The sequence below is a fragment of the Shinella sp. SUS2 genome, from assembly GCF_001262505.1.
Taxonomy (GTDB): Bacteria; Pseudomonadota; Alphaproteobacteria; order Rhizobiales; family Rhizobiaceae; genus Shinella.
On the sequence record NZ_KQ410731.1, the window covers coordinates 68,979 to 90,798 of the forward strand.

At 65.1% G+C, this 21,820-nt stretch carries 19 protein-coding genes; 4 read left to right on the forward strand and 15 right to left on the reverse strand.

What is annotated here, in order from left to right; all coding sequences use genetic code 11:
• Window positions 1–4: 4 nt before the first annotated feature.
• From AKG11_RS15205 to AKG11_RS15225, 5 genes are all read right to left on the reverse strand, one after another.
• Window positions 5–820: an ABC transporter permease gene (locus tag AKG11_RS15205; RefSeq protein WP_023515814.1), complete on the reverse strand. Its 816-nt coding sequence runs from the start codon at window positions 818–820 to the stop codon at window positions 5–7.
• Window positions 810–1,760 carry an ABC transporter permease gene (locus AKG11_RS15210; RefSeq protein WP_050744481.1) on the reverse strand — a complete coding sequence of 317 codons (951 nt, stop codon included), beginning with the start codon at window positions 1,758–1,760 and terminating at the stop codon, window positions 810–812. Before AKG11_RS15210 ends, AKG11_RS15205 begins: the two co-directional genes overlap by 11 nt.
• Complete coding sequence (locus AKG11_RS15215) at window positions 1,757–2,755, reverse strand: ABC transporter ATP-binding protein (protein ID WP_050744482.1); 999 nt, start codon at window positions 2,753–2,755, stop codon at window positions 1,757–1,759. The genes AKG11_RS15210 and AKG11_RS15215 overlap by 4 nt, the downstream gene beginning before the upstream one ends.
• Window positions 2,756–2,944: 189 nt before the next feature.
• A complete protein-coding gene (locus AKG11_RS15220; RefSeq protein WP_023515817.1) occupies window positions 2,945–4,105 on the reverse strand; it encodes an ABC transporter substrate-binding protein in 1,161 nt (386 codons plus the stop codon).
• Between the two features lie 126 nt (window positions 4,106–4,231).
• Window positions 4,232–5,140, reverse strand: coding sequence for a LysR family transcriptional regulator (locus tag AKG11_RS15225; protein WP_023515818.1), 909 nt, complete (start codon window positions 5,138–5,140; stop codon window positions 4,232–4,234).
• A gap of 216 nt (window positions 5,141–5,356) precedes the next feature.
• Between AKG11_RS15225 and AKG11_RS15230 the strand changes: the two genes are divergently transcribed.
• The 3 genes from AKG11_RS15230 to AKG11_RS15240 are packed head-to-tail and all read left to right on the forward strand — an operon-like array spanning window position 5,357 to window position 7,031.
• Window positions 5,357–6,268: an alpha/beta hydrolase gene (locus AKG11_RS15230; protein WP_050744483.1), complete on the forward strand. Its 912-nt coding sequence runs from the start codon at window positions 5,357–5,359 to the stop codon at window positions 6,266–6,268.
• Window positions 6,265–6,681 carry an ACT domain-containing protein gene (locus tag AKG11_RS15235; RefSeq protein WP_050744484.1) on the forward strand — a complete coding sequence of 139 codons (417 nt, stop codon included), beginning with the start codon at window positions 6,265–6,267 and terminating at the stop codon, window positions 6,679–6,681. The genes AKG11_RS15230 and AKG11_RS15235 overlap by 4 nt, the downstream gene beginning before the upstream one ends.
• On the forward strand, window positions 6,681–7,031 hold the full coding sequence (locus tag AKG11_RS15240; protein WP_050744485.1) for a PAAR domain-containing protein: 351 nt from the start codon (window positions 6,681–6,683) through the stop codon (window positions 7,029–7,031). Before AKG11_RS15235 ends, AKG11_RS15240 begins: the two co-directional genes overlap by 1 nt.
• A 208-nt stretch (window positions 7,032–7,239) precedes the next feature.
• Here AKG11_RS15240 and AKG11_RS15245 read toward each other — a convergent pair whose 3' ends face one another.
• From AKG11_RS15245 to AKG11_RS15285, 9 genes are all read right to left on the reverse strand, one after another.
• Entirely contained in the window at window positions 7,240–8,871 is a 1,632-nt protein-coding gene (locus tag AKG11_RS15245) for an ABC transporter ATP-binding protein (protein WP_050744486.1), read from the reverse strand.
• Window positions 8,864–9,691, reverse strand: coding sequence for an ABC transporter permease (locus tag AKG11_RS15250; RefSeq protein ID WP_050744487.1), 828 nt, complete (start codon window positions 9,689–9,691; stop codon window positions 8,864–8,866). The genes AKG11_RS15245 and AKG11_RS15250 overlap by 8 nt, the downstream gene beginning before the upstream one ends.
• On the reverse strand, window positions 9,688–10,797 hold the full coding sequence (locus AKG11_RS15255; RefSeq protein ID WP_023515824.1) for an ABC transporter permease: 1,110 nt from the start codon (window positions 10,795–10,797) through the stop codon (window positions 9,688–9,690). Before AKG11_RS15255 ends, AKG11_RS15250 begins: the two co-directional genes overlap by 4 nt.
• Complete coding sequence (locus AKG11_RS15260; RefSeq protein ID WP_023515825.1) at window positions 10,797–12,386, reverse strand: ABC transporter substrate-binding protein; 1,590 nt, start codon at window positions 12,384–12,386, stop codon at window positions 10,797–10,799. The genes AKG11_RS15255 and AKG11_RS15260 overlap by 1 nt, the downstream gene beginning before the upstream one ends.
• A gap of 279 nt (window positions 12,387–12,665) precedes the next feature.
• The gene (locus AKG11_RS15265; protein WP_050744488.1) at window positions 12,666–13,448 is read right to left on the reverse strand and encodes a carnitinyl-CoA dehydratase; all 783 of its coding nucleotides are present in this window, start codon (window positions 13,446–13,448) and stop codon (window positions 12,666–12,668) included.
• The gene (locus tag AKG11_RS15270) at window positions 13,445–15,520 is read right to left on the reverse strand and encodes an acetate--CoA ligase family protein (RefSeq protein WP_050744489.1); all 2,076 of its coding nucleotides are present in this window, start codon (window positions 15,518–15,520) and stop codon (window positions 13,445–13,447) included. Before AKG11_RS15270 ends, AKG11_RS15265 begins: the two co-directional genes overlap by 4 nt.
• A gap of 2 nt (window positions 15,521–15,522) precedes the next feature.
• Window positions 15,523–16,683 (reverse strand): acyl-CoA dehydrogenase family protein, encoded by a 1,161-nt coding sequence (locus AKG11_RS15275; protein WP_050744490.1) that lies wholly within the window; start codon window positions 16,681–16,683, stop codon window positions 15,523–15,525.
• A 165-nt stretch (window positions 16,684–16,848) separates the two neighbouring features.
• Entirely contained in the window at window positions 16,849–18,345 is a 1,497-nt protein-coding gene (locus AKG11_RS15280) for a carnitine 3-dehydrogenase (protein ID WP_050744491.1), read from the reverse strand.
• 192 nt (window positions 18,346–18,537) lie between these two features.
• The gene (locus AKG11_RS15285) at window positions 18,538–19,452 is read right to left on the reverse strand and encodes a 3-dehydrocarnitine:acetyl-CoA trimethylamine transferase BcoG (protein ID WP_050744492.1); all 915 of its coding nucleotides are present in this window, start codon (window positions 19,450–19,452) and stop codon (window positions 18,538–18,540) included.
• A 114-nt stretch (window positions 19,453–19,566) separates the two neighbouring features.
• Between AKG11_RS15285 and AKG11_RS15290 the strand changes: the two genes are divergently transcribed.
• Window positions 19,567–20,541 (forward strand): GlxA family transcriptional regulator, encoded by a 975-nt coding sequence (locus tag AKG11_RS15290; RefSeq protein WP_050744493.1) that lies wholly within the window; start codon window positions 19,567–19,569, stop codon window positions 20,539–20,541.
• On the opposite strand, the gene AKG11_RS34575 is transcribed toward AKG11_RS15290, so the two are convergent.
• Window positions 20,538–21,695, reverse strand: coding sequence for a LysR family transcriptional regulator (locus AKG11_RS34575; protein WP_050744494.1), 1,158 nt, complete (start codon window positions 21,693–21,695; stop codon window positions 20,538–20,540). The two genes, AKG11_RS15290 and AKG11_RS34575, sit on opposite strands and share 4 nt — an antisense overlap.
• Between the last annotated feature and the right edge of the window lie 125 nt (window positions 21,696–21,820).

A 21,820-nucleotide genomic window follows, 5' to 3' on the forward strand; every position in this document is an offset into this window, starting at 1 on the left:
TGGTTCATTTGCCGGCGCCGGCGACCTGATCGCCGTCGCGGGTGAGGTAGTAGGCGCCGAGGATCGGCAGGAAGGTGACGAGCACCACGACCATGGCGACGACGTTGGTAACCGGCCGCTGGCGCGGGCGCACCAGTTCCTCCAGCATCCAGATCGGCAGGGTCGATTGCTGGCCGGCCGTGAAGGTGGTCACGATCACCTCGTCGAAGGACAGCGCGAAGGCCAGCATGCCGCCGGCCAAGAGCGCCGTGCCGATGTTCGGCAGGATGATGTAGCGGAAGGTCTGGAAACTGTCGGCGCCGAGGTCCATCGAGGCCTCGATCAGCGAGCCCGAGACGCGACGGAAGCGAGCGACGGCATTGTTGTAGACGACCACGACGCAGAAGGTCGCGTGGCCGAGCACGATCGTCCAGAAGGAGAAGGGGATTTCCGCAAACGAGAAGGCCGAGCGCAGTGCGATGCCGGTGATGATGCCGGGCAGGGCGATCGGCAGGATGACGAGCAGCGAGATCGTCTCCCGGCCGAAGAATTTCGTGCGGGAAACGGCGGCGGCGCACAGCGTGCCGAGCACCAGGGCGACGGCGGTCGAGATGGACGCGACGCGAACGGAAAGCCCCATCGCCTCCCAGACATCCGGCCGGTTCCAGGTAACGGCGAACCATTGCAGCGTATAGCCCGGCGGCGGGAACTGGTAGCTCTTCTCCTCCGTCGTGAAGGCATAGAGGAAGATGAGCAGGATCGGCAGATGCAGGAAGAGAAGGCCGAGCCCAGCGGCGATCTTCAGGCCGAGCGGGGCCGAGGTGTTTTTGTCAGAGCGCATCGAAGGCTCCCTGTCGCTTGGCCATCCAGAGATAGAGGCCCATGATGACGATCGGCACGACGGAGAAGGCGGCGGCGAGCGGGATGTTGCCGGCGGTGCCCTGCTGGGCATAGACCGCCTGGCCGATGAAGAGCCGCGACGAGCCGATGATCTGCGGGATGATGTAGTCGCCCAATGTCAGTGAGAAGGTGAAGATCGAGCCGGCGATGATGCCGGGCAGCGCCAGGGGGAAGAGGACATGGCGGAAGGTCTGCGCCGGGTTGCCGCCGAGATCGGCGGAAGCCTCGATCAGGTTGCCCGGCACGCGCTCCAGCGCCGCCTGGATCGGCAGGATCATGAAGGGCATCCAGACATAGATGAAAACGATGAAGGTGCCGGTATAGCTGATCGACAGCGACGAACCGCCGACGACGGGCAGCGCCAGCCAGGCATCGAGCAGCCAGGAAAGATGCAGCCTGGCGAAGGCCCAGGTGACGATGCCTTCCTTGGCGAGGATGAGCTTCCAGGCATAGACTTTCACGAGATAGCTCGACCACAGCGGCAGCATGACGCCGAGGTAGAAGACGACCTTCCATTTTCCGCGGGCATAGCGCGCCGCGTAATAGGCGATCGGAAAGGCGATGGCGGCGGAGGCGAGCGTCACCAGAACGGCCATCAGCACGGTGCGCAGGATGATGTCGAAATTCGACGGGATGAGCAGCTGCTTGTAGGTGGCGAGCGTGAACTCGTAGTTGATCAGCCCGGAAAAGTCGTCGATCGAGAAGAAGCTCTGCAAGAGGAGCGCGAAGAGCGCGCCGAGATAGATCACGCCGAGCCAGAGGAGCGGTGGCGTCAGCATCAGGAGCAGCAGGATCCTCGGGTTGCGCCAGAAGAAATCCGAAAGCCGCCCGGAGGCGCCTTCGCGGCGCGCGAGGATGGAGGTGTCTGCGGCGACGCTCATTGGGCACCGTCCATCGCGTGCAGGTCTTCCGGCAGGAAGGAGAGGGTGACCGTCTCGCCCTGTGCAGGGACCGTGAGGGATGCCGGGATCATCGCCGCGATGCGGGCGCCGGCGGTCTCCACCGTCACGCGGTTTGCCGCGCCGAGGAAGCTCGTCGCCGTCACGCGGCCGGAAAACTGCTTGCGGCCCGGGCCAGTGTCACCCAGCGCGATCGCCTCCGGCCTGAGGCTCGCATAGCTCCGGCCGAAGCCGAGCGTCGCCACGAAATCGGGCGGCAGCACATTGGAGGAACCGACGAAATCGGCGACGAAACGCGTCTTCGGCCGCTTGTAGACCTCTTCCGGCGTGCCGAGCTGCTGGATCTTGCCCTCGCTGAAGACGGCGATGCGGTCGGCCATCGACAGGGCCTCGCCCTGGTCGTGGGTGACGAAGACGAAGGTGATGCCGAGCGACTTTTGCAGGCTCTTCAGTTCCTCCTGCATCTGCTCGCGCAGCTTGAGATCGAGCGCGCCGAGCGGTTCGTCGAGAAGGAGCACGCGGGGGCGATTGACGAGCGCGCGGGCCAGTGCCACGCGCTGGCGCTGGCCACCGGAGAGCTGGCCGGGCCGGCGTGTGCCGTAGCCCGGCAGTTTTACCATGGCGAGCGCTTCCTCGGCCGCCTTCAGCCGCTCCGCCTTGCCGACGCCCTTGACCATCAGCCCGTAGGCGACGTTCTCGAGGATCGAGAGATGCGGGAAGAGGGCGTAGTCCTGAAAGACCGTATTGACGTTGCGCCGGTAGGGCGGCACGCCCTCCGCCGTCTCGCCAAAGATCTCGATATGGCCCGAGGTCGGCTGCTCGAAACCGGCCATCAGGCGCAGGCACGTCGTCTTGCCGGAACCGGACGGGCCCAGCATGGCGAAGAACTCACCCTCGGTTATTGCGAGGTCCACGCTGTCGACGGCACGCACGGCGCCGAAGTGGCGGGAGACTTGCTGGAACAGGACGGCGGTCATGGGGGCTCCGGGTGTCTTGTGTTCTGCCCCTCATCCGCCTGCCGGCACCCTCTCCCCGCAAGCGGGGCGAAGGAGGCATGAGGACACGTTCCCGCTGCCGATCAACCGTCGGGGCGAACGAAGTATCTTGGGGCACGTTCCCTCTCCCCGCCTGCGGGGAGAGGGTTAGGGTGAGGGGCTATTGCGGCCTCATCGGCCGCCGATCACGCCGATATAGTCGGAGACCCAGCGATGGTAGGGCACGCACTCGCCCTGGCTTTCGCACTTGGTCACCGGCGTGCGCCAGAAGGCGATCTTCTCGAAGTTCTCGAACCCGTTGGTCTTGCAGCCTTCGTCGGTCAGCAGCGCATTGCCCTTGCAGGCGGCCGGAACGGAGGGAACTGCGCCGAACCAGGCGGCGGCATCGCCTTGCACCTTGGCGGACAGCGAGTGCTCCATCCACATATAGGCGCAGTTCGGATGCTGGCTTTCGGCATGCAGCATGGTCGTGTCCGACCAGCCCGTCACACCCTCTTCCGGGAAGGTCGAGGCGATCGGCTGCTTTTCGGCCTGCATCAGGTTGACCTGGAACGGCCAGGAGCCGGAGGCGACGACGCCTTCGTTCTTGAAGTCGTCGATCTGGATCATCGCGTCATGCCAGTAGCGGCCGACCAGCGTGCGCTGCACGCGCAGCAGGTCGAGTGCGGCCTTGTACTGGTCTTCGTTGAGTTCGTAGGGATCCTTGATGCCGAGTTCCGGCTTGTGCTTCATCAGGTATTGCGCGGCGTCGGCGATGTGGATCGGGCCGTCATAGGCCTGTACGCGCCCCTTGTTCGACTTGCCGTCCGGCAGCGTCATCTCCTCGAAGACAACGTTCCAGCTTTTCGGGGCTTCGCCCTTGAAGGCCTCGGTGTTGTACATCAGGACGTTCGGCCCCCAGAGATAGGGTGTGCCGTAGTGCACGCCGTTCACGGTATGCCAGGGCGCGTTCTGCAGGCGCTCGTCGATGGTCTTCCAGCTCGGGATGAGATCGGTGTTGATCGGCTGGACGCGCTTGCCTGCGACAAGGCGGAGCGACGCGTCGCCCGAGGCGGTGACGAGGTCGAAGCCGCCCTCGTTCATCAGCGCCACCATTTCGTCCGAGGTGGCGGCGGTCTTCACGGTGACCTTGCAGCTCGTCTTCTTCTCGAACTCGGTGACCCAGTCATAGTTCTTGTCCGTCTCGCCGCGCTCGATATAGCCGGCCCAGGCGACGATGGAGACTTCGCCTTCGCCGGCGCCAAGTGCCTTCAGCGGTTCCTGGGCGATGGCGGCGGTGGTGAAGGCGAGCGAAAGGGTAAGCGCGGTGCAGGAATGCAAAAGTCGCGTCATGACAGTCTCCCGGTTTGATCCGCTTTGCTGCGGTATTGTTCCCGGATGAAAAGGTGCCGCGATTTCGCCGCTTTCGCAAATTCATTAATCAGAATGTCGCTATCGGAAATTCCGAAATCGTAGGTGTTATCTTCCCCTCCCGCTCCTCAGCGCCTCCGCCAGCCCCACGAAATCCCGCGCCGCCTGCGGCAGGCTGGATCCCTTGCGCCAGACCATGCCGACCTGCACGACCGGTAGCGCGCCGGAGACGTCGCGGCTTTCGATACGGTCGCCTTCCAGCGACCAGGGACGGTAGACAAGGTCGGGCAGGAGCGCGATGCCTGCCCCGGTGGCCACAAGGCTGCGCACCGCCTCCACCGAGCGGGTGCGGAAGGCGACATGCGGGCGGGCGCCGAGTGCGGTCAGAAGCTTGCCGGTGTTCTCCTCGATTTCATCGACCGTCAGCATGATCAGCGGTTCCTTCGCGATGTCGCTGACCGAGATGATGTCGGCGGCGACGAGCGGGTGGCCGATCGGCAGCCAGAGGCGATAGGGCGAGGTTTCCAGGATTTCCGCCTGCAGCGCCATGCGGTCGCGCAGGTTCGAGATGACCATGACGGCAACGTCGAGCTCGCCGCCGACCAGGAGATGCTCGAGATAGGAGCCGTTGTCCTCGATGGCGCTCACCTCGATGCCGGGAAAGGCGCGGCGATAGCGCGAGAGCAGGTCCGACAGCACGTAGCCGGCGACGAGGGACGTGACACCGAGATTGAGCTGGCCCTTTTCCGCCGTGCGGTTGTCGGAGAAGGAGCGACGGGCGTCCGAGACGTTCGACAGGATTTTTGTCGCGTGACGCAGGAACTGGTGGCCGTTGTGCGTGGTCGTCAACCCGCGCGGATGGCGCTCGAAGAGTTCGACGCCGAGGTCGGATTCGAGCTCCTTGATGGCCTCGGTGATCGAGGATTGCGAGATCGAGAGGATTTGCGCGGCGCGCGTTACGGACCCTTGTTCCGCGACGGCGACGAAATATTGCAGTTGCCGGAAGGTGAATGCCATGGCGGCAGTTAATATGCCCGGCGCGGGCGAAGCAAGCCGCGAAAATTCCTTGGGAAAGCCGCGGATGGGACAGGCGTGCGGGAGGCGCGCTGCTATGATCCCCGCCGCAAGCATTTTCAGCCGGCACGGCATCGTCGTGCCGGCTGATGCTGCAACCGGACAAGCCCCTGCAGCCGTTCCGCCGAGCCGAAACGGTGCCGGCAACGAGGAGCCGCCATGACCGAACGCCCCATGCCGACCGAGGAGGGCATTCTCGCCTTCCACAAACGCTGCGAGGATTTCTATCCCGCCGATGCCGTCGATGCGGATATCGGGCAGCAGCGCGGCTGGTACGATGCGCTCTGCGCCGCCTTCGACGCACCGCCGCCTGCGGGCATGGCCAAGCAGGACAGCGTCATTGCCGGGCGCATTCCTGTGCGCCGCTACCGCCCGGCGGCGATGACGAGCGCGACGCGGCTTTTCTACATTCACGGCGGCGGCTTCGTCGTCGGCTCGCTCGACAGCCATGACGCGATCTGCGCCGAGCTTTGCGAGGCCGCGGGCGCCGAGCTTGTGTCCGTGGATTACCGCCTGTCGCCGGAGCATGTCTGGCCCGCCGCCTTCGACGATTGCTGGGCCGTGCTGATCGAGCTTCTGTTGGAAAACCACCCGGTCGTGGTGATCGGCGACAGCGCGGGGGGAAACCTTGCGGCCGGCATCGTGCTGAAGGCGCGCGACGAGGGGCTGAAGGGCATTGCCGGGCAGGCGCTGGTCTATCCGGGCCTCGGCGGTGACCTTGCTTCCGGTTCCTATCTGGAAATGGCCGAGGCGCCGGGCCTTTCGACTGCCGATGTCGCCTATTACCGGGAGGTCTATAAGGCGCCGGAGGAGGCCGCGCACGCCTTCCCGCTGCGGGCGGAAAACCTTGCCGCCCTGCCGTCCACCTTCATTACCGGTGCTTTTTTCGATCCGCTGCGCGACGATGCGCGGGCCTATGCCGCGCGGCTGGCGCTCGCCGGCGTGCCGGTGGAGTTTCGCGAGGAAAAGCAGATGATCCATGCGTGGCTGCGTGCCCGCTTCATGAGCGCGGGGGCGAGGGCCGGTTTTGCGGCGCTGTGCGATGCCGTGCGCAGGATGGCCCATCCATGAGCGGTGTTACCGATCTCGACGAACTGCTCGCGACGATGGAGCCGGCACTGGTCGAAGGCCGCTTCGTCTATGCCTCTGTGCCGGGCGACGAGTTCGCCCGGTGCCTCCTGCGTGCGCCGATCGGCGTCTTCCGGGAGGCGGAGGGCGTGACGCTGATCCTGCCTTTCGAGGCGGCGGACGGGCTGGCCACCAGTGCTCCGATGCGCATGATCACGCTCACGGTGCATTCCTCGCTGGAGGCAGTGGGACTGACGGCGGCCTTCGCGACGGCGCTGACGACGGAAGGGATCAGCGCCAACGTGGTTGCCGGTTACCATCACGACCATATATTCGTGCCGGAGCGGGATGCCGAACGGGCACTCGAAACGCTGCGGGCGCTGTCCCGCACGGCGCGTGAAAAGGGAGACAAGTGATGCGATTTTTGCGGCTGGCTAGCGCGGTTCTGGCTTTTGGTCTTTTGGCGGGGGGGCCGTCCGTCTCCTTTGCGGAGGATGCGCCGGCGCCCCTTCCGTCCTGCGCCCTCTCCGGTTCGAAGAGCGTCTTCATCGGCGGCGCGCCGGCGCTTCGGCTTTCCGACGTGGTGAACTGCCCGCCGGAACTTTACGAGATCGTGCCGAGCATCATGATCGAGGGCCAGCCGATGGTGAAATTCCGCTCGGGCGTTGGCGAGAAGGGCAATTGCACCGCGCGGGGCGATGAGACCGTGTCGGTGGAGGGCGAATCGGCGAGCCGTCTCGGGGATGTGACCTGCACGCAGAATTGAATGTTCGGAGGATTTGCCCCTCACCCTAACCCTCTCCCCGCAAGCAGGGAGAGCGGGACTTGCCCGACGCGACGCTGTTGCTTGAGGAGAACGGTGCGGCATATCCCTTCGCCCCGCTTGCGGGGAGAAGGTGGCCGGCAGGCCGGATGAGGGGTGGCTCTTGGAGTTGCCGTAAAAGGAAACGGGCGACCTCCGCCGCCCGCTTTTGTCAATTGCCGGCGCTTTCCATGCGCCGCGTGGTCAGCACCCGCTCCAGCCAGCCGATCTCCATCTCGGGAACGGATTTCAGCAGTAGGTCCGTATAGTCGTCGAAGGGCGGAGAAAGCACCTTCGATTTCGGGCCGAAGCGCACGAGTTTGCCCCGGTGCATCACGGCCACCGAATCGGCGATGGCGCGCACGATGGCGATGTCGTGGGTGATGAACATGTAGGAGACGTGGGTCTCGTCCTGGAGTTTCAGCAGCAGTTTCAGGATGCCTTCGGCCACCAGCGGGTCGAGGGCGGATGTCGGCTCGTCGCAGAGGATGAGTTCCGGCTGGGCCGCCAGCGCCCTTGCGATGGCGACGCGCTGCTTCTGGCCGCCGGAGAGTTCGGCCGGATAGCGGTCGGCGAAGCGGCCGCCCATCTCGATCTGTTCCAGCAGTTCCTTCACCCGCTCGGTCTTCTGCTGGCCGCGCATGCCGTAGTAGAAGGTGAGCGGGCGGCCGATGATGTCGCGCACCGTCTGGCGCGGGTTCATCGCGGTGTCGGCCATCTGGTAGATCATCTGGATGCGGCGAAGCTCGTCGTTCGACCGGCCCTTCAGCGCCTTCGGCAAAGCCTTGCCGTCGAAACTGATCGTGCCGTCCTGCGGCGGCAAGAGGCCGGTGATGACGCGGGCGAGGGTCGACTTGCCGGAGCCGGATTCGCCCACCACCGCCAGCGTCTGGCCCTTCGGCAGGTGCAGCGAAACGTTCTGCAGCACCTTGAAGCCGTTGGAATAACCGGCGGTGACGTTTTCGACCTTCAGAAGCGTGTCTGACTGGTCGGGCGCTTCGTCCCGCTTGGTGCCGCGCACGTTGACCAGCGCGCGGGTATAATCCTGCGTCGGCGCCTCGATGATCTGCTTCACCGAGCCGTATTCGATCATCTTGCCGTGGCGGAGCACCAGGATGTCGTCCGTGATCTGCGCCACGACCGCAAGGTCGTGGGTGATGTAGAGCGCGGCCGTATGCGTCTCCTCGATGGCGTGCTTGATGGCGGCGAGCACGTCGATCTGCGTCGTCACGTCGAGCGCGGTGGTCGGCTCGTCGAAGACGATGAGTTCCGGGTTGGGGCAGAGCGCCATGGCGGTCATGGCGCGCTGGAGCTGGCCGCCGGAGACCTGGTGCGGGTAGCGCTGGCCGAAGGTTTCGGGGCTGGGCAGGCCGAGTACCCTGAACAGGTAGAGCGCGCGCTTTTCCGCCTCCGCCCGGCTCATGATGCCGTGTTTCAGCGAAGCCTCGATCACCTGTTCGCCGAGCCGGTGGGCGGGGTTGAAGGCGGCGGCCGCCGATTGCGCGACGTAGCAGACCTTGCAGCCACGCACCTTGCGGATGCCCGACGGTGAAAGTTTCAGGAGGTCCTCGCCGTTGAGCTTCACCTCGCCGCCGGTGATGCGCACCCCGCCGCGCCCGTAGGCCAGCGCAGTGAGGCCGATGGTCGACTTGCCGGCGCCGGATTCGCCGATGAGGCCGAGCACCTTGCCCTTCTGCACGTCGAAGTTCACGCCTTCGACGAGGGTCACGGTTTTCGGCGGTTCGCCCGGCGGGTAGCTGGTCGCCTCGATCTTGAGGTTTCTGACGGAAAGAAGATCAGGCATCGCCGCGGCCCCCCTTGAGGCTGGAGGTACGTTTCATCAGCCAGTCGACCACGAGGTTGACGCAGATGGCGAGCCCGGCGATCGCCCCGCCCGGAATGAGAGCGGCGGAAATGCCGAAGATGATGCCGTCCTTGTTGTCCTTCACCATGCCGCCCCAGTCGGCCGCCGGCGGCTGGATGCCGAGGCCGAGGAAGGAGAGCGTGGAGAGGAACAGGATCGAGAAGGCGAAGCGCAGGCCGAACTCGGCAAGCAGCGGCGAGAGCGTGTTGGGCAGGATTTCCCGAAAAATGATCCAGCCGGTGCCTTCGCCGCGCAGCCTTGCCGCCTCCACGAATTCCATGACCGCCACATCGAGCGCGACGGCGCGGCCGATGCGGTAGACGCGGGTTGAGTCGAGGATCGCCATGACGAGGATCAGGATCCAGAGCTGCTGCGGCAGAACCGCGAGCACGACGAGCGCGAAGATCAGCGTCGGGATCGCCATCATCAGGTCGTTGAAGCGGGAAAACGCCTGGTCGACGAGCCCACCCGTCACCGCCGCCGTGAAGGAGAGCAGCATGCCGAGCGAGAAGGAGAGGATCGTTGCCGCCAGCGCCACGAAGATCGTGGTGCGAGCGCCGAAGATCAGTCGCGAGAAGAGGTCGCGGCCGAGATTGTCGGTGCCGAGCAGGAAATCGCCGCCCATCGGCTGCCAGACGGAGCCGACGATCTCGCTTTCGCCATAGGGGGCGATGAGGGGGGCGAAGAGAGCGCAGAAGACGGCGAGCAGGATGCCGATGATGCCGACCCAGGCGCTGATGGGGATGGTGGAAAGTCTCATCGCGGATGCCTCAATCTGGGGTTCGCAACGATCGCAAGGATATCGGCGAACATGTTGAGGAAGATGTAGAAGGCGGCAAAGATCAGCCCGCAGGCCTGCACGACGGGCATGTCGCGCACCGTCACGGCGTCGACCATGTACTGGCCCATGCCGGGATAGACGAAGACGACCTCCACGACGACGACGCCGACCACGAGATAGGCAAGGTTCAGCGCGATGACGTTGATGACGGGCGCGACGGCGTTCGGCGCCGCGTGCTTGGCGATGATGCGCAGGCCGGAAAGGCCCTTGAGTTCCGCCGTTTCGACATAGGCAGACGACATGACATTGAGGATCGCTGCCCGGGTCATGCGCATCATGTGGGCGAGCACGACGAGGACGAGCGTCGCCGTGGGCAGGGCGATGGCGGAGAGGCGTTCGCCGATCGTCATCGATTCATAGACGGTTGCGGGGAAGGTCGCGACACCCATCTGCACGGCGAAGAACAGGATCAGGAGGTAGCCGACGAAGAATTCCGGCAGGGAAATCGCCGCCAGCGAGATCACGTTGATGATCTTGTCGGGCATGCGGTTGCGGTATTGCACCGCGAGCATGCCGAGGCCGACCGCGAGCGGCACCGAGATGATCGCCGCGAAGAAGGCGAGGAACAGCGAATTGCCAAGGCGTTTGCCGATCTGCTCGCCGACCGAGTTTTTCGAGGCCCAGGAATTGCCGAAGTCACCCTGGATGGCGCCACCGAGCCAGTTGAAATAGCGTGTGGTGGCGGGCTGGTCGAGACCGAGATCCTTGCGGATGTTCTCGATGGCCTGCGGCGTTGCGGACTGGCCGAGATAGGTCGTCGCAAAATCGCCCGGCAAGGCTTCCACGCCCCCGAAGATCATCAGGGACACGGCGAAGAGCAAGGCCACGCTGAGCGCGAAGCGTTGCGCGATGAGCGCCACCAGGGGGCTGCTCTTGCTGAGTTTCGCCCAGAACGAAGGCGTGCCTTCGTCTATGGGGGCTCCCGTGGACGCAACCGACCCGGCAACGCCGGCAGACTGCGGGGCTTCGCCCGCAGTCGCCGTTGCTGTCAGCTCCGGACCGTGCGCCGGTCCGTTGCCGGTCATCAGGCGTCGAGCCACACGCGGGTTGCGACATAGCCGTTCGACATGTCGTTGCCGATGTCGTGCACGTAGCCTTTCACCTGCTTGGAGGAGGCGTTCACGAAGTCGTTGAACATCGGCAGGATCAGGCCGCCTTCGTCACGCACCATCATGGCCATGGCGCGGTACATTTCCTTGCGCTTGGCTTCGTCGAGTTCCGAGCGGGCCTGGAGCACCATCTTGTCGAAGTCTTCGCGCAGGAAGCGTGTGTCGTTCCAGTCGGCCTTCGAAAGGTAGGCTGTCGAATACATCTGGTCCTGCGTCGGACGGCCACCCCAGTAGGAGGTCGAGAAGGGCTGTACGTTCCAGACGTTCGACCAGTAGCCGTCGCCGGGCTCGCGCTTCACCTCGATCTCGATGCCGGCCTTCTTGGCGCTCTCCTGGTAGAGCACGGCTGCGTCGACGGCGCCCGGGAAGGCGACATCCGACGTGCGCAGCAGGACGGAGCCGCTGTGGCCCGATTTCTTGTAGTGGAAGGCCGCCTTGTCCGGATCGTAGGCGCGCTGTTCGATGCCCTCGGGGAAGAGGGCGTAGGTCTCGTTGATCGGGAAGTCGTTGCCGACCTTGCCATAGCCGCCGAGCACCTTTTCCAGCATGGTCTCGCGGTCCATCGCGTATTTCAGCGCAAGGCGCAGGTCGTTGTTGTCGAACGGCGCCGTGTTGCAATGCATGATGAAGACATAGTGGCCGCGGCCGGAGGTGGAGAGCACTTCCACGGTCGGTGCGCGCTTCAGGAGGTCGACGGTCTTCGGATCGACGCGGTTGATATAGTGCACCTGGCCGGAGGAGAGTGCGGCGATGCGGGCCGTCTTGTCGTTCATCGCGATCATTTCGATCGTATCGACGAAGCCGCGGTCCTGACGCCAGTCGTCCTTGTTGCGCTCGAAGGTGGCGCGCACGCCCGCTTCGAAGCTCGTTACCTTGTAGGGGCCGGTGCCGATCATGGCGTTCGGATCGTCAAGGCCGCCATTCGGCTGGATGACGAGGTGGTAGTCGGTGAGCAGCAGCGGCAGGTCGGCATTGCCTTCGGTCAGCACCAGCACCAGCTTGTCGCCGTCGGCCTTGATTTCCTTGATCGACTTCATGACGCCGAGCGCGCCCGATTCCGACTTCTCGTCCGTGTGGCGCTGCAGGGTCTTGATGACGTCGTCGACGGTCAGTTCCTTGCCGTCGTGGAATTTGACGCCCTTGCGGATGGTGAACGTCCAGGTCGAGGCATCGGCGGACGGCTCCCAGGATTCGGCGAGCGCCGGCACGGGCTTGCCGGTCAGCGGCTCGGATTCGACGAGCATGTCGCCCCAGTTGCGACCGACGACGAACATGAACTGCGAGAGCGCCTTGGCGGGATCCTTCGAGTCGGTGGCGGCCGCGCCTTCAAGGCCGAGCTTCAGGTTGCCGCCGCGCTTGGGCTCCTGCGCGCGTGCCGCGGTGTCGAACATCGTGCCGGCGACGGCGAGCGTGACGCCGAAAGCGGCGGCGCGGCCCATGAACTCGCGGCGGTTCATCTTGCCGAGCGAAACCTGGCTGGTGAGATATTTGGTGTAATCAGTCATTCCCCTGTTCCCTTTTGCTGGCCCATTAGGTGGGCATTTGTCGTTATGATTGGCAGAATTTCTGTTTTTCGCCTCTAAGGCAACCTTACGGCCGGCATTTTATGCCGACAGAAGCGCATTTCCGTCCTCCGAAAGCCTCCTCCCTGCGCCGCAATGCGGCTCGTCGTTCCATAAATTTACCCACGCATTAGCCGCGTGTAACGCCCTAAATTATCTATTCCTTCCATAAGTCTGATTTATGGAAGGATACGGAATGCGCCCGATGCAGGGGCGCAGTCCTCATCGTCCCTTCCAGACGGGATCACGTTTTTCCGCGAAGGCGCGGGCGCCCTCGAGCTGATCTTCGCTGGAATAGAGAATATCGACCGTGCGGAACTGCCGCTTGGTGATCTTGTTCATGGTCGCCTGGAAGGTCTCGCCCTCGGCGGCGCGCACCACTTCCTTGATGGCGGCATAGACGAGCGGCGGGCCGCTTTCGAGCAGGCGTGCCAGTTCCCAGGCGCGGTCGAGCAACCTGTCCGCCGGCAGGATCTCGTTGACGAACCCCCAGCGATGCGCCTCCTGCACGTCCAGCCATCGGCCGGTCAGAAGCATGTCCATGGCGATGTGGTAGGGGATGCGTTTCGGCAGCTTGATCGAGGCGGCATCCGCCACGGTGCCGGAGCGGATTTCCGGCAGCGCGAAGGTCGCGTGTTCGGCGGCGAGGATGAGGTCGGTGGAGAGCGCGATTTCGAGGCCCCCGCCGCAGCAGATGCCGTTGACGGCCGAAATGATCGGTTTGTTGAGGTCGCGCAGTTCCTGCATGCCGCCGAAACCGCCGACGCCGTAATCGCCATCGACAGCATCGCCGTCGGCGGCGGCCTTCAGGTCCCATCCCGGACAGAAGAATTTCTCCCCCGCGCCGGTGATGATGGCGACACGCAGGCTCTCGTCGTCGCGGAAATCCGCAAAGATCTTGCCCATGATGCGGCTGGTCGCGAGATCGATGGCGTTCGCCTTGGGGCGATCGATGGTGACTTCGAGAATGCCGCCCTCGCGGCGCTGTCTTATCGGTCCGGTCATGGATTTTTCCTCAGACGGATCAGGGCATCGGCTGCGACGACACCGTCGCCTTCCGGCAGCACCATGATGGGATTAACGTCCAGTTCTTCGATTATTGAAGCGTTTGAAACGACATAGGATGCCGCTGATGCGACGGCCGCGACGAGGGCGCCGATATCGCCCTTCGGCGCGCCGCGGTAGCCGGCGAGCAGTTTTGCGATCTTGAGGCTGGCGATCGCCTCCCGGATCGCCTTTTCGTCGGTCGGCAGGGTCAGGATCGCGGAATCCTCGAGCAATTCGACGAGGATGCCGCCGGCGCCGATGGTGAGGACAGGCCCGGCGACCGGATCGCGCATCGCTCCGACGATGAGTTCGGCGACGGGTTTTCCCACCATCTTTTCCACGAGGAAACCGGAGGCGACGTCCGCCATGGTTTTTGCCGCGGCCAAAACGGCTGCGCGGTCCGCAAGGTTCAGCTTGACGGCGCCGGCCTCGGTCTTGTGCGCGACGCCGAGGCCCTTCAACACGACCGGGAAGCCGAGTTTTTCCGCGGCATCGGCGGCGGCCTCTGCCGTTTCTGCGGTAAGGCCCTTGGGAACGGCAAGGCCATGGGCGGCGAGCGCCTGCTTGGCCTCGTGTTCGGTGAGCGTGGCGGTTTCTCCTTCGCCGGCCGTGGTCTTGAGCAGCGGCGCGGATTGCGGCCGTGCCCAGGCTTCGCCGATACCGGCGGCGGCGTCGGCGGCGGCAAGCGCCTCCTCGATGCCGTAGAAGGGCACGACGCCGTTCTGCATCAGCATTTCGGCGGTTTCCTCCGGCATGTTCTCGCCCATGCTGGCGACGATGCCGGCATGGGCGCCCGTGGCCTTGGCGGCGTCGATGACGGCGTGGCAGGTGGTGATCCAGTCGCTCGCGTCGCAGCGGTCGAGACGCGGGAAATCGAGCACGACGAGGTTGAGGCCGTAACCCCCTTCCATCATGGTGGTGAAGGCAGCAGTCTGTTTTTCGCGGTTGCCCCAGACGAAGGTGTGGTAGTCGAGCGGGTTGGAGATCGTCACCATCTGGCCGAGCGTTTCGCGCAGCGGCTGGCGCTGGACATCGTTCAGCGCACGGTAGTTGACCTTCCGCTTCACGCCGGCGTCAGCCATCAGCGAGGCCTCGCCGCCCGAGCAGGACATCGAGGAGATGTCGAAGTTCGGCAGCGGACCGGCGACATGCAGCAGCTTCAGCGTTTCCAGGAGTTCCGGCAGCGTCTCGACGCGCCCGATGCCGAGGCGGGCGAGCAGGGCCGAGGAAACGGCATCGTTGCCGGCGAGCGAGGCAGTGTGCGAGACGGTGGCGAGCTGCGCCTGTTCCGATTTGCCGACCTTCAGCGTGACGACGGGCTTTTTCAAGTCGCGTGCGCGCTGACCGAGGCGTTCCAGCGCTTCGAGGCTGTCGAAACCTTCGATATGCAGGCCGACGGCGGTGACGCGCGGGTCTTCGAGCACCGCTGAGGCGAGATCGGCGAGGCCGGTCTGCGCCTGGTTGCCGGCGGTCAGGATATAGGCGAGCGGCAGGCCACGCTGCTGCATGGAGATGTTGCAGGCGATGTTGGAGGATTGCGTGAGGACGGCGACGCCCTTTTCGGTCCGCAGCATGCCGTGCTGGTCGGGCCAGAGCAGGGCGCCGTCCAGCATGTTGATGAAGCCGTAGCAGTTTGGCCCGAGGACCGGCATGTCGCCGGCCGCCTCCACCAGCGCCTTCTGGAGGTCATCGCCATCGGAAAGCTCGCTGACGGCCTCGCGGAAGCCGGAGGCGTAGCAGACCGCGCCGCCTGCGCCGCGCGCCGAAAGATCGCGGATGATGCCGATGGTGAGTTCCCGGTTGACGCCGACGAAGGAGGCGTCCGGCGCGCCCGGCAGGTCGGCGACGGAGCGGTAGCATTTGCGGCCTAAAATTTCGTCCTCGCGCGGGTGCACCGGCCAGATATCGCCGGAAAAGCCCATCTTGTCGCACTGGAAGATGACCCGCCGCGCCTCCTTGCCGCCGAAGACGGCGATGGATTTCGGGCGGATGAGGCGGTCGAGGGGGGGGGTGCGGGCAATGCCTGCCATGCTCACGCCCCCAGCGGCCGCAGCAGGTCGCGGCTGATGATGTGCCGCTGGATTTCCGAGGTGCCGTCCCAGATGCGTTCCACGCGGGCATCGCGCCAGAAGCGGGCGAGGGGCAGGTCGTCCATCAGGCCCATGCCGCCAAAAATCTGGATCGCCTCGTCGGTGACGCGGGCGAGCATTTCCGTGGCGTAGACCTTTGCCGAGGCGATCTCGCGGTTGGACGGCAGGCCCTGGTCGAGCCGCCAGGCAGCCGACAGCGTCAGGAGGTCGGCGGCGTCGATCTCGGTGATCATGTCGGCGAGCTTGAAGGAAACGCCCTGGTTGGCGCCGATCGGTTTGCCGAACTGTTTGCGCTCGGCGGCGTAGTTGAGGGCGTAGTCGAAGGCGCGGCGGGCTCTACCGACCGAAGTGGCGGCGACCGTCAGGCGCGTCGCGTAGAGCCAGTCGTTGGCGATGTCGAAGCCCTTGTGCACTTCGCCGAGGATCTGGGACGAGGGCAGGCGGCATTCGTCGAAATTGAGGATGCAGTTCTTGTAGCCGCGGTGCGAGACGGACGTGTAGCCGTCGCGGATCTCGAAACCCGGCGTGCCGCGGTCGACGAGGAAGCAGGTGATCAGCTTCTTCTTGCCGCGCGGCGTGTCTTCCTCGCCCGTCGCGATGAAGACGATGACGAAATCGGCGATGTTGGCGTGGCTGATGAAGTGTTTCGTGCCGTTGACGATCCAGTCGTCGCCGTCCTTGCGGGCGAAACATTTCATGCCGCGCACGTCCGAGCCGGCGTCCGGTTCGGTCATGGCCAGCGCGTCGAATTTTTCGCCGCTGACGGCGGGCAGCAGGTATTTTTCGCGCTGCTCGTCGTTGCAGGCCATCAGGATGCCGGAGGGGCGGCCGAAGAAGACGGTCAGCGCCATGGAGCCGCGGCCGAGCTCGCGCTCGACGAGGGTGAAGGAGGTGTGGTCGAGGCCCGCGCCGCCGACCTCTTCGGGCATGTTGCAGCCGAAGAAGCCGATTTCCTTGCACTTGCGTGCGATCTCCTGGCCGAGCTCCGGCGGCACATGGCCGGTGCGCTCGACCTCGTTTTCGTGCGGATAGATTTCCGTTTCGACGAAGGCGCGGACCGTGTCCACGATCATCTGCTGTTCGTCGGTGAGTGCGAAATTCATGGTGTTCCCTCGTTCTTCTTGGTTTGCCCCTCATCCGGCTACCGCCACCTTCTCCCCGCATGCGGGGAGAAGGGTATGCCGCACCGGTTTCCTCCATTCCCAAGCCTGCTTGTGGCAGGTTCCCTCTCCCTGCTTGCGGGGAGAGGGTTAGGGTGAGGGGCAGCTTTACTGCGCATTCTTCTGCCCGACGTGCCGTCCAACCCCCTCCGGTGCCGGCAGGCCGGCATGCGCTTCCATGATCGGCGCGATCTTCGCCAGCACCTCGGCCGGCGCGTCGACGCTCTTGCCGGCCTTACTGTCGACATGCAGCACCATCTGCTCCGCCGTCGCGATGACGTCGCCGGTCGCGGCGTCATGGATGCGGGTGAAATAGTGCATGCGCTTGGTGTCGGAGGCGAGCATCTGGAGCGTCGTGTAGAGCGCCTGGCCGAGCTTGGCTTCGCCGAGATGGCGGATGTGGGTCTCCACCGTGTAGTAACTGTGGCCGGCCTCGACATAGTCGAAATCGACGCCGACCAGCCGCAACAGCGCGTCGGTCGTGTCGCCGAAGAGCTGGAGATAACGGTGCTCGGTCATGTGGCCGTTGTAATCGACCCAGGCGGCGTTGACCTTGGTATCGACGAGGTGCAGCGGTTCGCTCGTGGAAACCTCGACCTTGGCCTTGCCGGCCTTGGCCCAGAGATGCTTTTCGAACTCGGCGAGCAACTTGCCCGAACCCCAGCCGCGGCCGTCGTCGCCGGCCTTCAGGGCGTGCATGATGCCGACGAGGTTCTGGTCGCGGATGCGCTCCAGTTCGCGGATGCCGCGGGCGCCGGATTGTGCATCGGACTGGTCGGCGATCTTTTCGACCAGCGCGTCGTCGAGGTCGACGACGTCGGTGAGTTTCGTCCAGGGCCAGGAGAGGCAGGGGCCGAACTGGGCGAGGAAGTGGCGCATGCCCGCCTCGCCGCCGGCGATGCGATAGGTCTCGAACATGCCCATCTGCGCCCAGCGCATGCCGAACGAATAGCGGATCACGTCATCGAGCGTTTCGGTGTCGCAGATGTCGTCCTTGATCAGCCAGAGGCCCTCGCGCCAGACGGCTTCCAGCAGACGGTCGCCGACGAAAGCCTCGATCTCCTTGTTGATGATGACGCCCTTCATACCGATCGGCGCAAGCTTGGCCTTGGCGTCTTCGAGCACTGCGCGCGAGGTCTTCTCGCCGCCGACCAGCTCGGCGAGGGGCAGCAGGTAGACGGGATTGTAGGGATGCGCCACGAACAGGCGTTCGGGGTGCTTCATGTCGCGCTGGAGATCGGTCGGCATCAGGCCGGATGTGGAGGAGCCGATCAGCGCGTCGGGTTTTGCCGCCGCGTCGATCTTCGTCAGCACGCCGCGCTTCAGCTCCAGCCGCTCGGGCACGCTTTCCTGAATCCAGTCAGCGTCTTCCACGGCTTCTTCCAAGCTCTTGCAGAAGGTGATTTTGCCCTTCGGCGGCAGCGGCGCCATGGTGAGCATGCCGTAGGCGCGCTCGGCATTGGCCATGACTTCGCCGATGATGCGCTCGGCCTCCGGATGCGGATCGAAAATCTTCACATCGATGCCGGCGAGCGCGAAACGCGCGACCCAGGCGCCGCCGATGACACCGCCGCCGACGCAGGCTGCCTTGTTGATGGTGGTCATGCTGTCCGTTCCCTCATGTTCTTTTCCGTGTGCACGGTTTGCTTTCCCCCCATCCGGCTGCCGCCACCTTCTCCCCGCAAGCGGGGAGAAGGGAAATGCCGCGCCGCTTTCCTCCATCCCGACCGTTCGGTTTGGCAGGTCCCCTCTCCCCGCTTGCGGGGAGAGGGCTAGGGTGAGGGGCAGCCCGGTCCGTCAGCCCCGAGGCGCACGCTTCGTTAGTTTCAGCTTTTCGCGCACTTCGGCCGGGCCGATGACCCGCGCGCCCATGCTTTCGATGATGTTGACCGCCTTGTCGACGAGCTGCGCATTGGTGGCGAGCTGTCCCTTGCCGACATAGAGATTGTCTTCGAGACCGACGCGGACATTGCCGCCGGCAAGCACCGCCGCGGCCGGATAGGCCATAGCGTTGCGGCCGATCGAGAAGGCGGAGAAGGTCCAGTTGGATGGCACATTGTTGACCATCGCCATGAAGGTGTTGAGGTCGTCGGGCGCGCCCCACGGAATGCCCATGCAGAGCTGGATGAGCACCGGGTCCTCGATGACGCCTTCCTCGACGAGCTGCTTGGCGAACCAGAGATGGCCGGTGTCGAAGGCCTCGATTTCCGGGCGCACGCCGAGATCGGTCATCATCCGGCCCATAGCGCGCAGCATGGACGGCGTGTTGGTCATCACGTAATCGCCGAGCGAAAAGTTCATCGTGCCGCAATCGAGCGTACAGATTTCCGGCAGGCATTCGGCGACGTGGGACACGCGCTCGGTGGCGCCGACCATGTCGGTGCCGTTGGGGTTCAGCGGCAGCGGCTGCTCGGTGTTACCGAAGATCATGTCGCCGCCCATGCCGGCGGTGAGGTTGAGAACCACGTCGACTTCCGCGTCGCGGATACGCTCGGTCACCTCGCGGTAAAGGTCGTTGCGGCGGCTCGGCGCGCCGGTTTCCGGATCGCGCACATGGCAGTGCACGACGGCGGCGCCGGCCTTGGCGGCCTCGATCGCCGATTCGGCGATTTGTTTCGGCGAGCGCGGCACATGTGGGGATTTGCCGGCGGTGTCGCCGGAGCCGGTGACGGCGCAGGTGATGAAGACGTCGCGGTTCATCGAAAGGGGCATTGTCGTTCTCCCAGTATTCTCGTTGGGGCCATTACGAGCCAAAAGCAGGCGCAACGCTTTCACTTTTCGGATCCATCCTTGACAATTTGAGAGATCAACGGACAAGCTTCCGCCATGCTCGATTCCTCCGCCGACACACTCGACATCGATATCCTCGTTCTGCCCGAGACGAACCTCATCCTCGTCGCCTCGGTCATCGAGCCGCTGCGCGCCGCCAACCGCATTTCCGGCCAGGACCTTTACCGCTGGCGGATTTTTTCCCCCGACGGCCTGCCGGTCGAAACGCGCAGCCGCATTCCCGTGCCCGTCGACGGCCTGTTCCGGCCGGAGAAGGAGGCGCATCCGCTCTTTGTGCTGTCGAGCTATCAATGGCAGATGAGTGCGACGCCTCTGTTGCGGCGCCAGCTTTCGCAGACGGCGCGCCATCGCAGCATGATGGCCGGCATCGAATCGGGGAGCTGGCTGCTTGCCGAGGCGAGCCTCCTCGACGGTCATTCCGCCACCGCCCACTGGGAGGACATGGAGGATTTCGCCTCGGCCTATCCGCAGATCGGCGTGGTGCGCGAGCGCTACGTCATCGACGGAAAGCGCATCACGACCGGCGGCTCGCTGCCGACGCTCGACCTGATGCTGGAGATCATCCGCCGCCGGCAAGGCTATTCGCTGGCGCTCGAAGTGTCCCGGCAGTTCATCTACGAGCACAAGCGCACCGGTGGCCTTTTGCAGGTGCCGGCGCTCGGCAACATGCGCGTCGCCGACCAGCGCGTCAGCCAGGCGGTGCGGCTGATGGAGGAGACGGTGGAGGCGCCGCTGACGCTGGCGCGGCTGGCAAAACGCGTCGGCATCAGCGCCCGCCATCTGCAGGATCTTTTTCAGGAAACCATGGGCGTCGCGCCGCACCAGCACTATCTGGCGCTGCGCCTCAATGCCGCCCGGCGCAAGGTCATCGAGACCAAGACGGAGTTCGCCGACATCGCGGCGCTCACCGGCTTCAATTCCTCCTCCGCCTTCTCGCGCAGCTATCGCGCGCACTATCATGAAAGCCCGACGGAGACGCGGCGGCGGCTCAGGACCGGGGCGAAGGGTTAGGATTTTGTGAGGAGCGCCACCATGGTCTCCGCGGCCATGCGGGACAGCGCGTCGCGCGGCCAGACGAGGCTCAGCGATTGCTGGTAGGCGGCATCGAGCGGCAGCAGCACCGGCGGCGGGTTGATGTTGGCGACCGAGTGTTCCGGCAGCACGGAGAGATGGCCGTGGTCAAGCACGAGGTTGATGATGACGGGGATCGAATCCACCTCGACCAGCGTCAGGCGCGCGCGTTCGGCCGGGGAAAGCGTCGCTTCGAGGAAGCGGTCCGTCATCTGGCGCAGGCCGCTGCGCGGGCTCGGCACGGCGACGGAGTAGCGGCCGAGCAGCGTGGAAAAATCCACGGAACCATCAAGCCCGCGCGGGCCGGCGAGCGCCAGTTGCGAGCGGCCGATCAGGCTGCCCTCGAATTCGGCGGGGTAGCGGTCGGTGTCGAGCAGGATCAGGTCGAACCGGCGATTTTTCAGGCCCGAGACCAGTTCGTCCGCCGTCGTCGAGGAGAGGAAGAGCGGCTGGCGCGGCCGCGCCCCGCGCCATTCCACGGTGAGCCGGGCGAGCATGGCGGCGATCTCGCTTTCGTGGCCGAAGGGAATGACCGCGCCGAGCCGCCAGGTGGCGGCGCTGCGGCGGAACCGTTCGGCCGAGGCGGTAAAAAGCAGTTCCCAGGCCGCGCCGATGCGCTCGGCAAGCGCCAGCGCGTCGAGGCCGGCAGGCGTGCAGGCTATACCTGTCGCCGAACGGTCGACGAGCTTGCAGCCGATCGCCGTCTCCAGATGGCTGAGCTGGCGGGTGAGCTGCGGCTGGCCGAGGCCGAGGCTTTTGGCGGCGGCGTTGATGCTGCCGGCGCGGGCCGCCGCGGCAAAGCGGGCGAGGGCGGCGAGCGAGATGGCCGGCGCCATTTTCCCGCCCACGCCGAGGGCCGTGAGCGCGGCGGCGGCTTCGGCGATATCGGCAAAGCGCGGCAGCCGGGCTTCGGCGTCGAGCGTCGGCACCAGCGCCTGCCCGTCGCGCCGCACCAGCGGCACGGACAGCACCGCCTCCACCCGGCGCAACGCCGCGCTGGCGCTGGAGGCGGGACGCCCCATCGCGGCGGCTGCCCTGCGGATGCCGCGTTCTTCGAGAATGCTGTGCACAAGGCAAAGGGTGGATAGATCCACGGGCGGGGTCCTTCGGCTTTTCCCTTCCGTTCGACCTATAGCATGAACCGTACGGATTTTGGGATATGGGTTCGGCCCGCGTTCCGCATAACATCCGTATTCCGTTTTACCGCATTCCGGACAGG

Excerpts from the sequence above, each read along its gene's own strand:
- AKG11_RS15205 (WP_023515814.1), bottom strand. The coding sequence starts at position 820 with ATGCGCTCTGACAAAAACACCTCGGCCCCGCTCGGCCTGAAGATCGCC.
- AKG11_RS15210 (WP_050744481.1), bottom strand. The coding sequence starts at position 1,760 with ATGAGCGTCGCCGCAGACACCTCCATCCTCGCGCGCCGCGAAGGCGCC.
- AKG11_RS15215 (WP_050744482.1), bottom strand. The coding sequence starts at position 2,755 with ATGACCGCCGTCCTGTTCCAGCAAGTCTCCCGCCACTTCGGCGCCGTG.
- AKG11_RS15220 (WP_023515817.1), bottom strand. The coding sequence starts at position 4,105 with ATGACGCGACTTTTGCATTCCTGCACCGCGCTTACCCTTTCGCTCGCC.
- AKG11_RS15225 (WP_023515818.1), bottom strand. The coding sequence starts at position 5,140 with ATGGCATTCACCTTCCGGCAACTGCAATATTTCGTCGCCGTCGCGGAA.
- AKG11_RS15230 (WP_050744483.1), top strand. The coding sequence starts at position 5,357 with ATGACCGAACGCCCCATGCCGACCGAGGAGGGCATTCTCGCCTTCCAC.
- AKG11_RS15235 (WP_050744484.1), top strand. The coding sequence starts at position 6,265 with ATGAGCGGTGTTACCGATCTCGACGAACTGCTCGCGACGATGGAGCCG.
- AKG11_RS15240 (WP_050744485.1), top strand. The coding sequence starts at position 6,681 with ATGCGATTTTTGCGGCTGGCTAGCGCGGTTCTGGCTTTTGGTCTTTTG.
- AKG11_RS15245 (WP_050744486.1), bottom strand. The coding sequence starts at position 8,871 with ATGCCTGATCTTCTTTCCGTCAGAAACCTCAAGATCGAGGCGACCAGC.
- AKG11_RS15250 (WP_050744487.1), bottom strand. The coding sequence starts at position 9,691 with ATGAGACTTTCCACCATCCCCATCAGCGCCTGGGTCGGCATCATCGGC.
- AKG11_RS15255 (WP_023515824.1), bottom strand. The coding sequence starts at position 10,797 with ATGACCGGCAACGGACCGGCGCACGGTCCGGAGCTGACAGCAACGGCG.
- AKG11_RS15260 (WP_023515825.1), bottom strand. The coding sequence starts at position 12,386 with ATGACTGATTACACCAAATATCTCACCAGCCAGGTTTCGCTCGGCAAG.
- AKG11_RS15265 (WP_050744488.1), bottom strand. The coding sequence starts at position 13,448 with ATGACCGGACCGATAAGACAGCGCCGCGAGGGCGGCATTCTCGAAGTC.
- AKG11_RS15270 (WP_050744489.1), bottom strand. The coding sequence starts at position 15,520 with ATGGCAGGCATTGCCCGCACCCCCCCCCTCGACCGCCTCATCCGCCCG.
- AKG11_RS15275 (WP_050744490.1), bottom strand. The coding sequence starts at position 16,683 with ATGAATTTCGCACTCACCGACGAACAGCAGATGATCGTGGACACGGTC.
- AKG11_RS15280 (WP_050744491.1), bottom strand. The coding sequence starts at position 18,345 with ATGACCACCATCAACAAGGCAGCCTGCGTCGGCGGCGGTGTCATCGGC.
- AKG11_RS15285 (WP_050744492.1), bottom strand. The coding sequence starts at position 19,452 with ATGCCCCTTTCGATGAACCGCGACGTCTTCATCACCTGCGCCGTCACC.
- AKG11_RS15290 (WP_050744493.1), top strand. The coding sequence starts at position 19,567 with ATGCTCGATTCCTCCGCCGACACACTCGACATCGATATCCTCGTTCTG.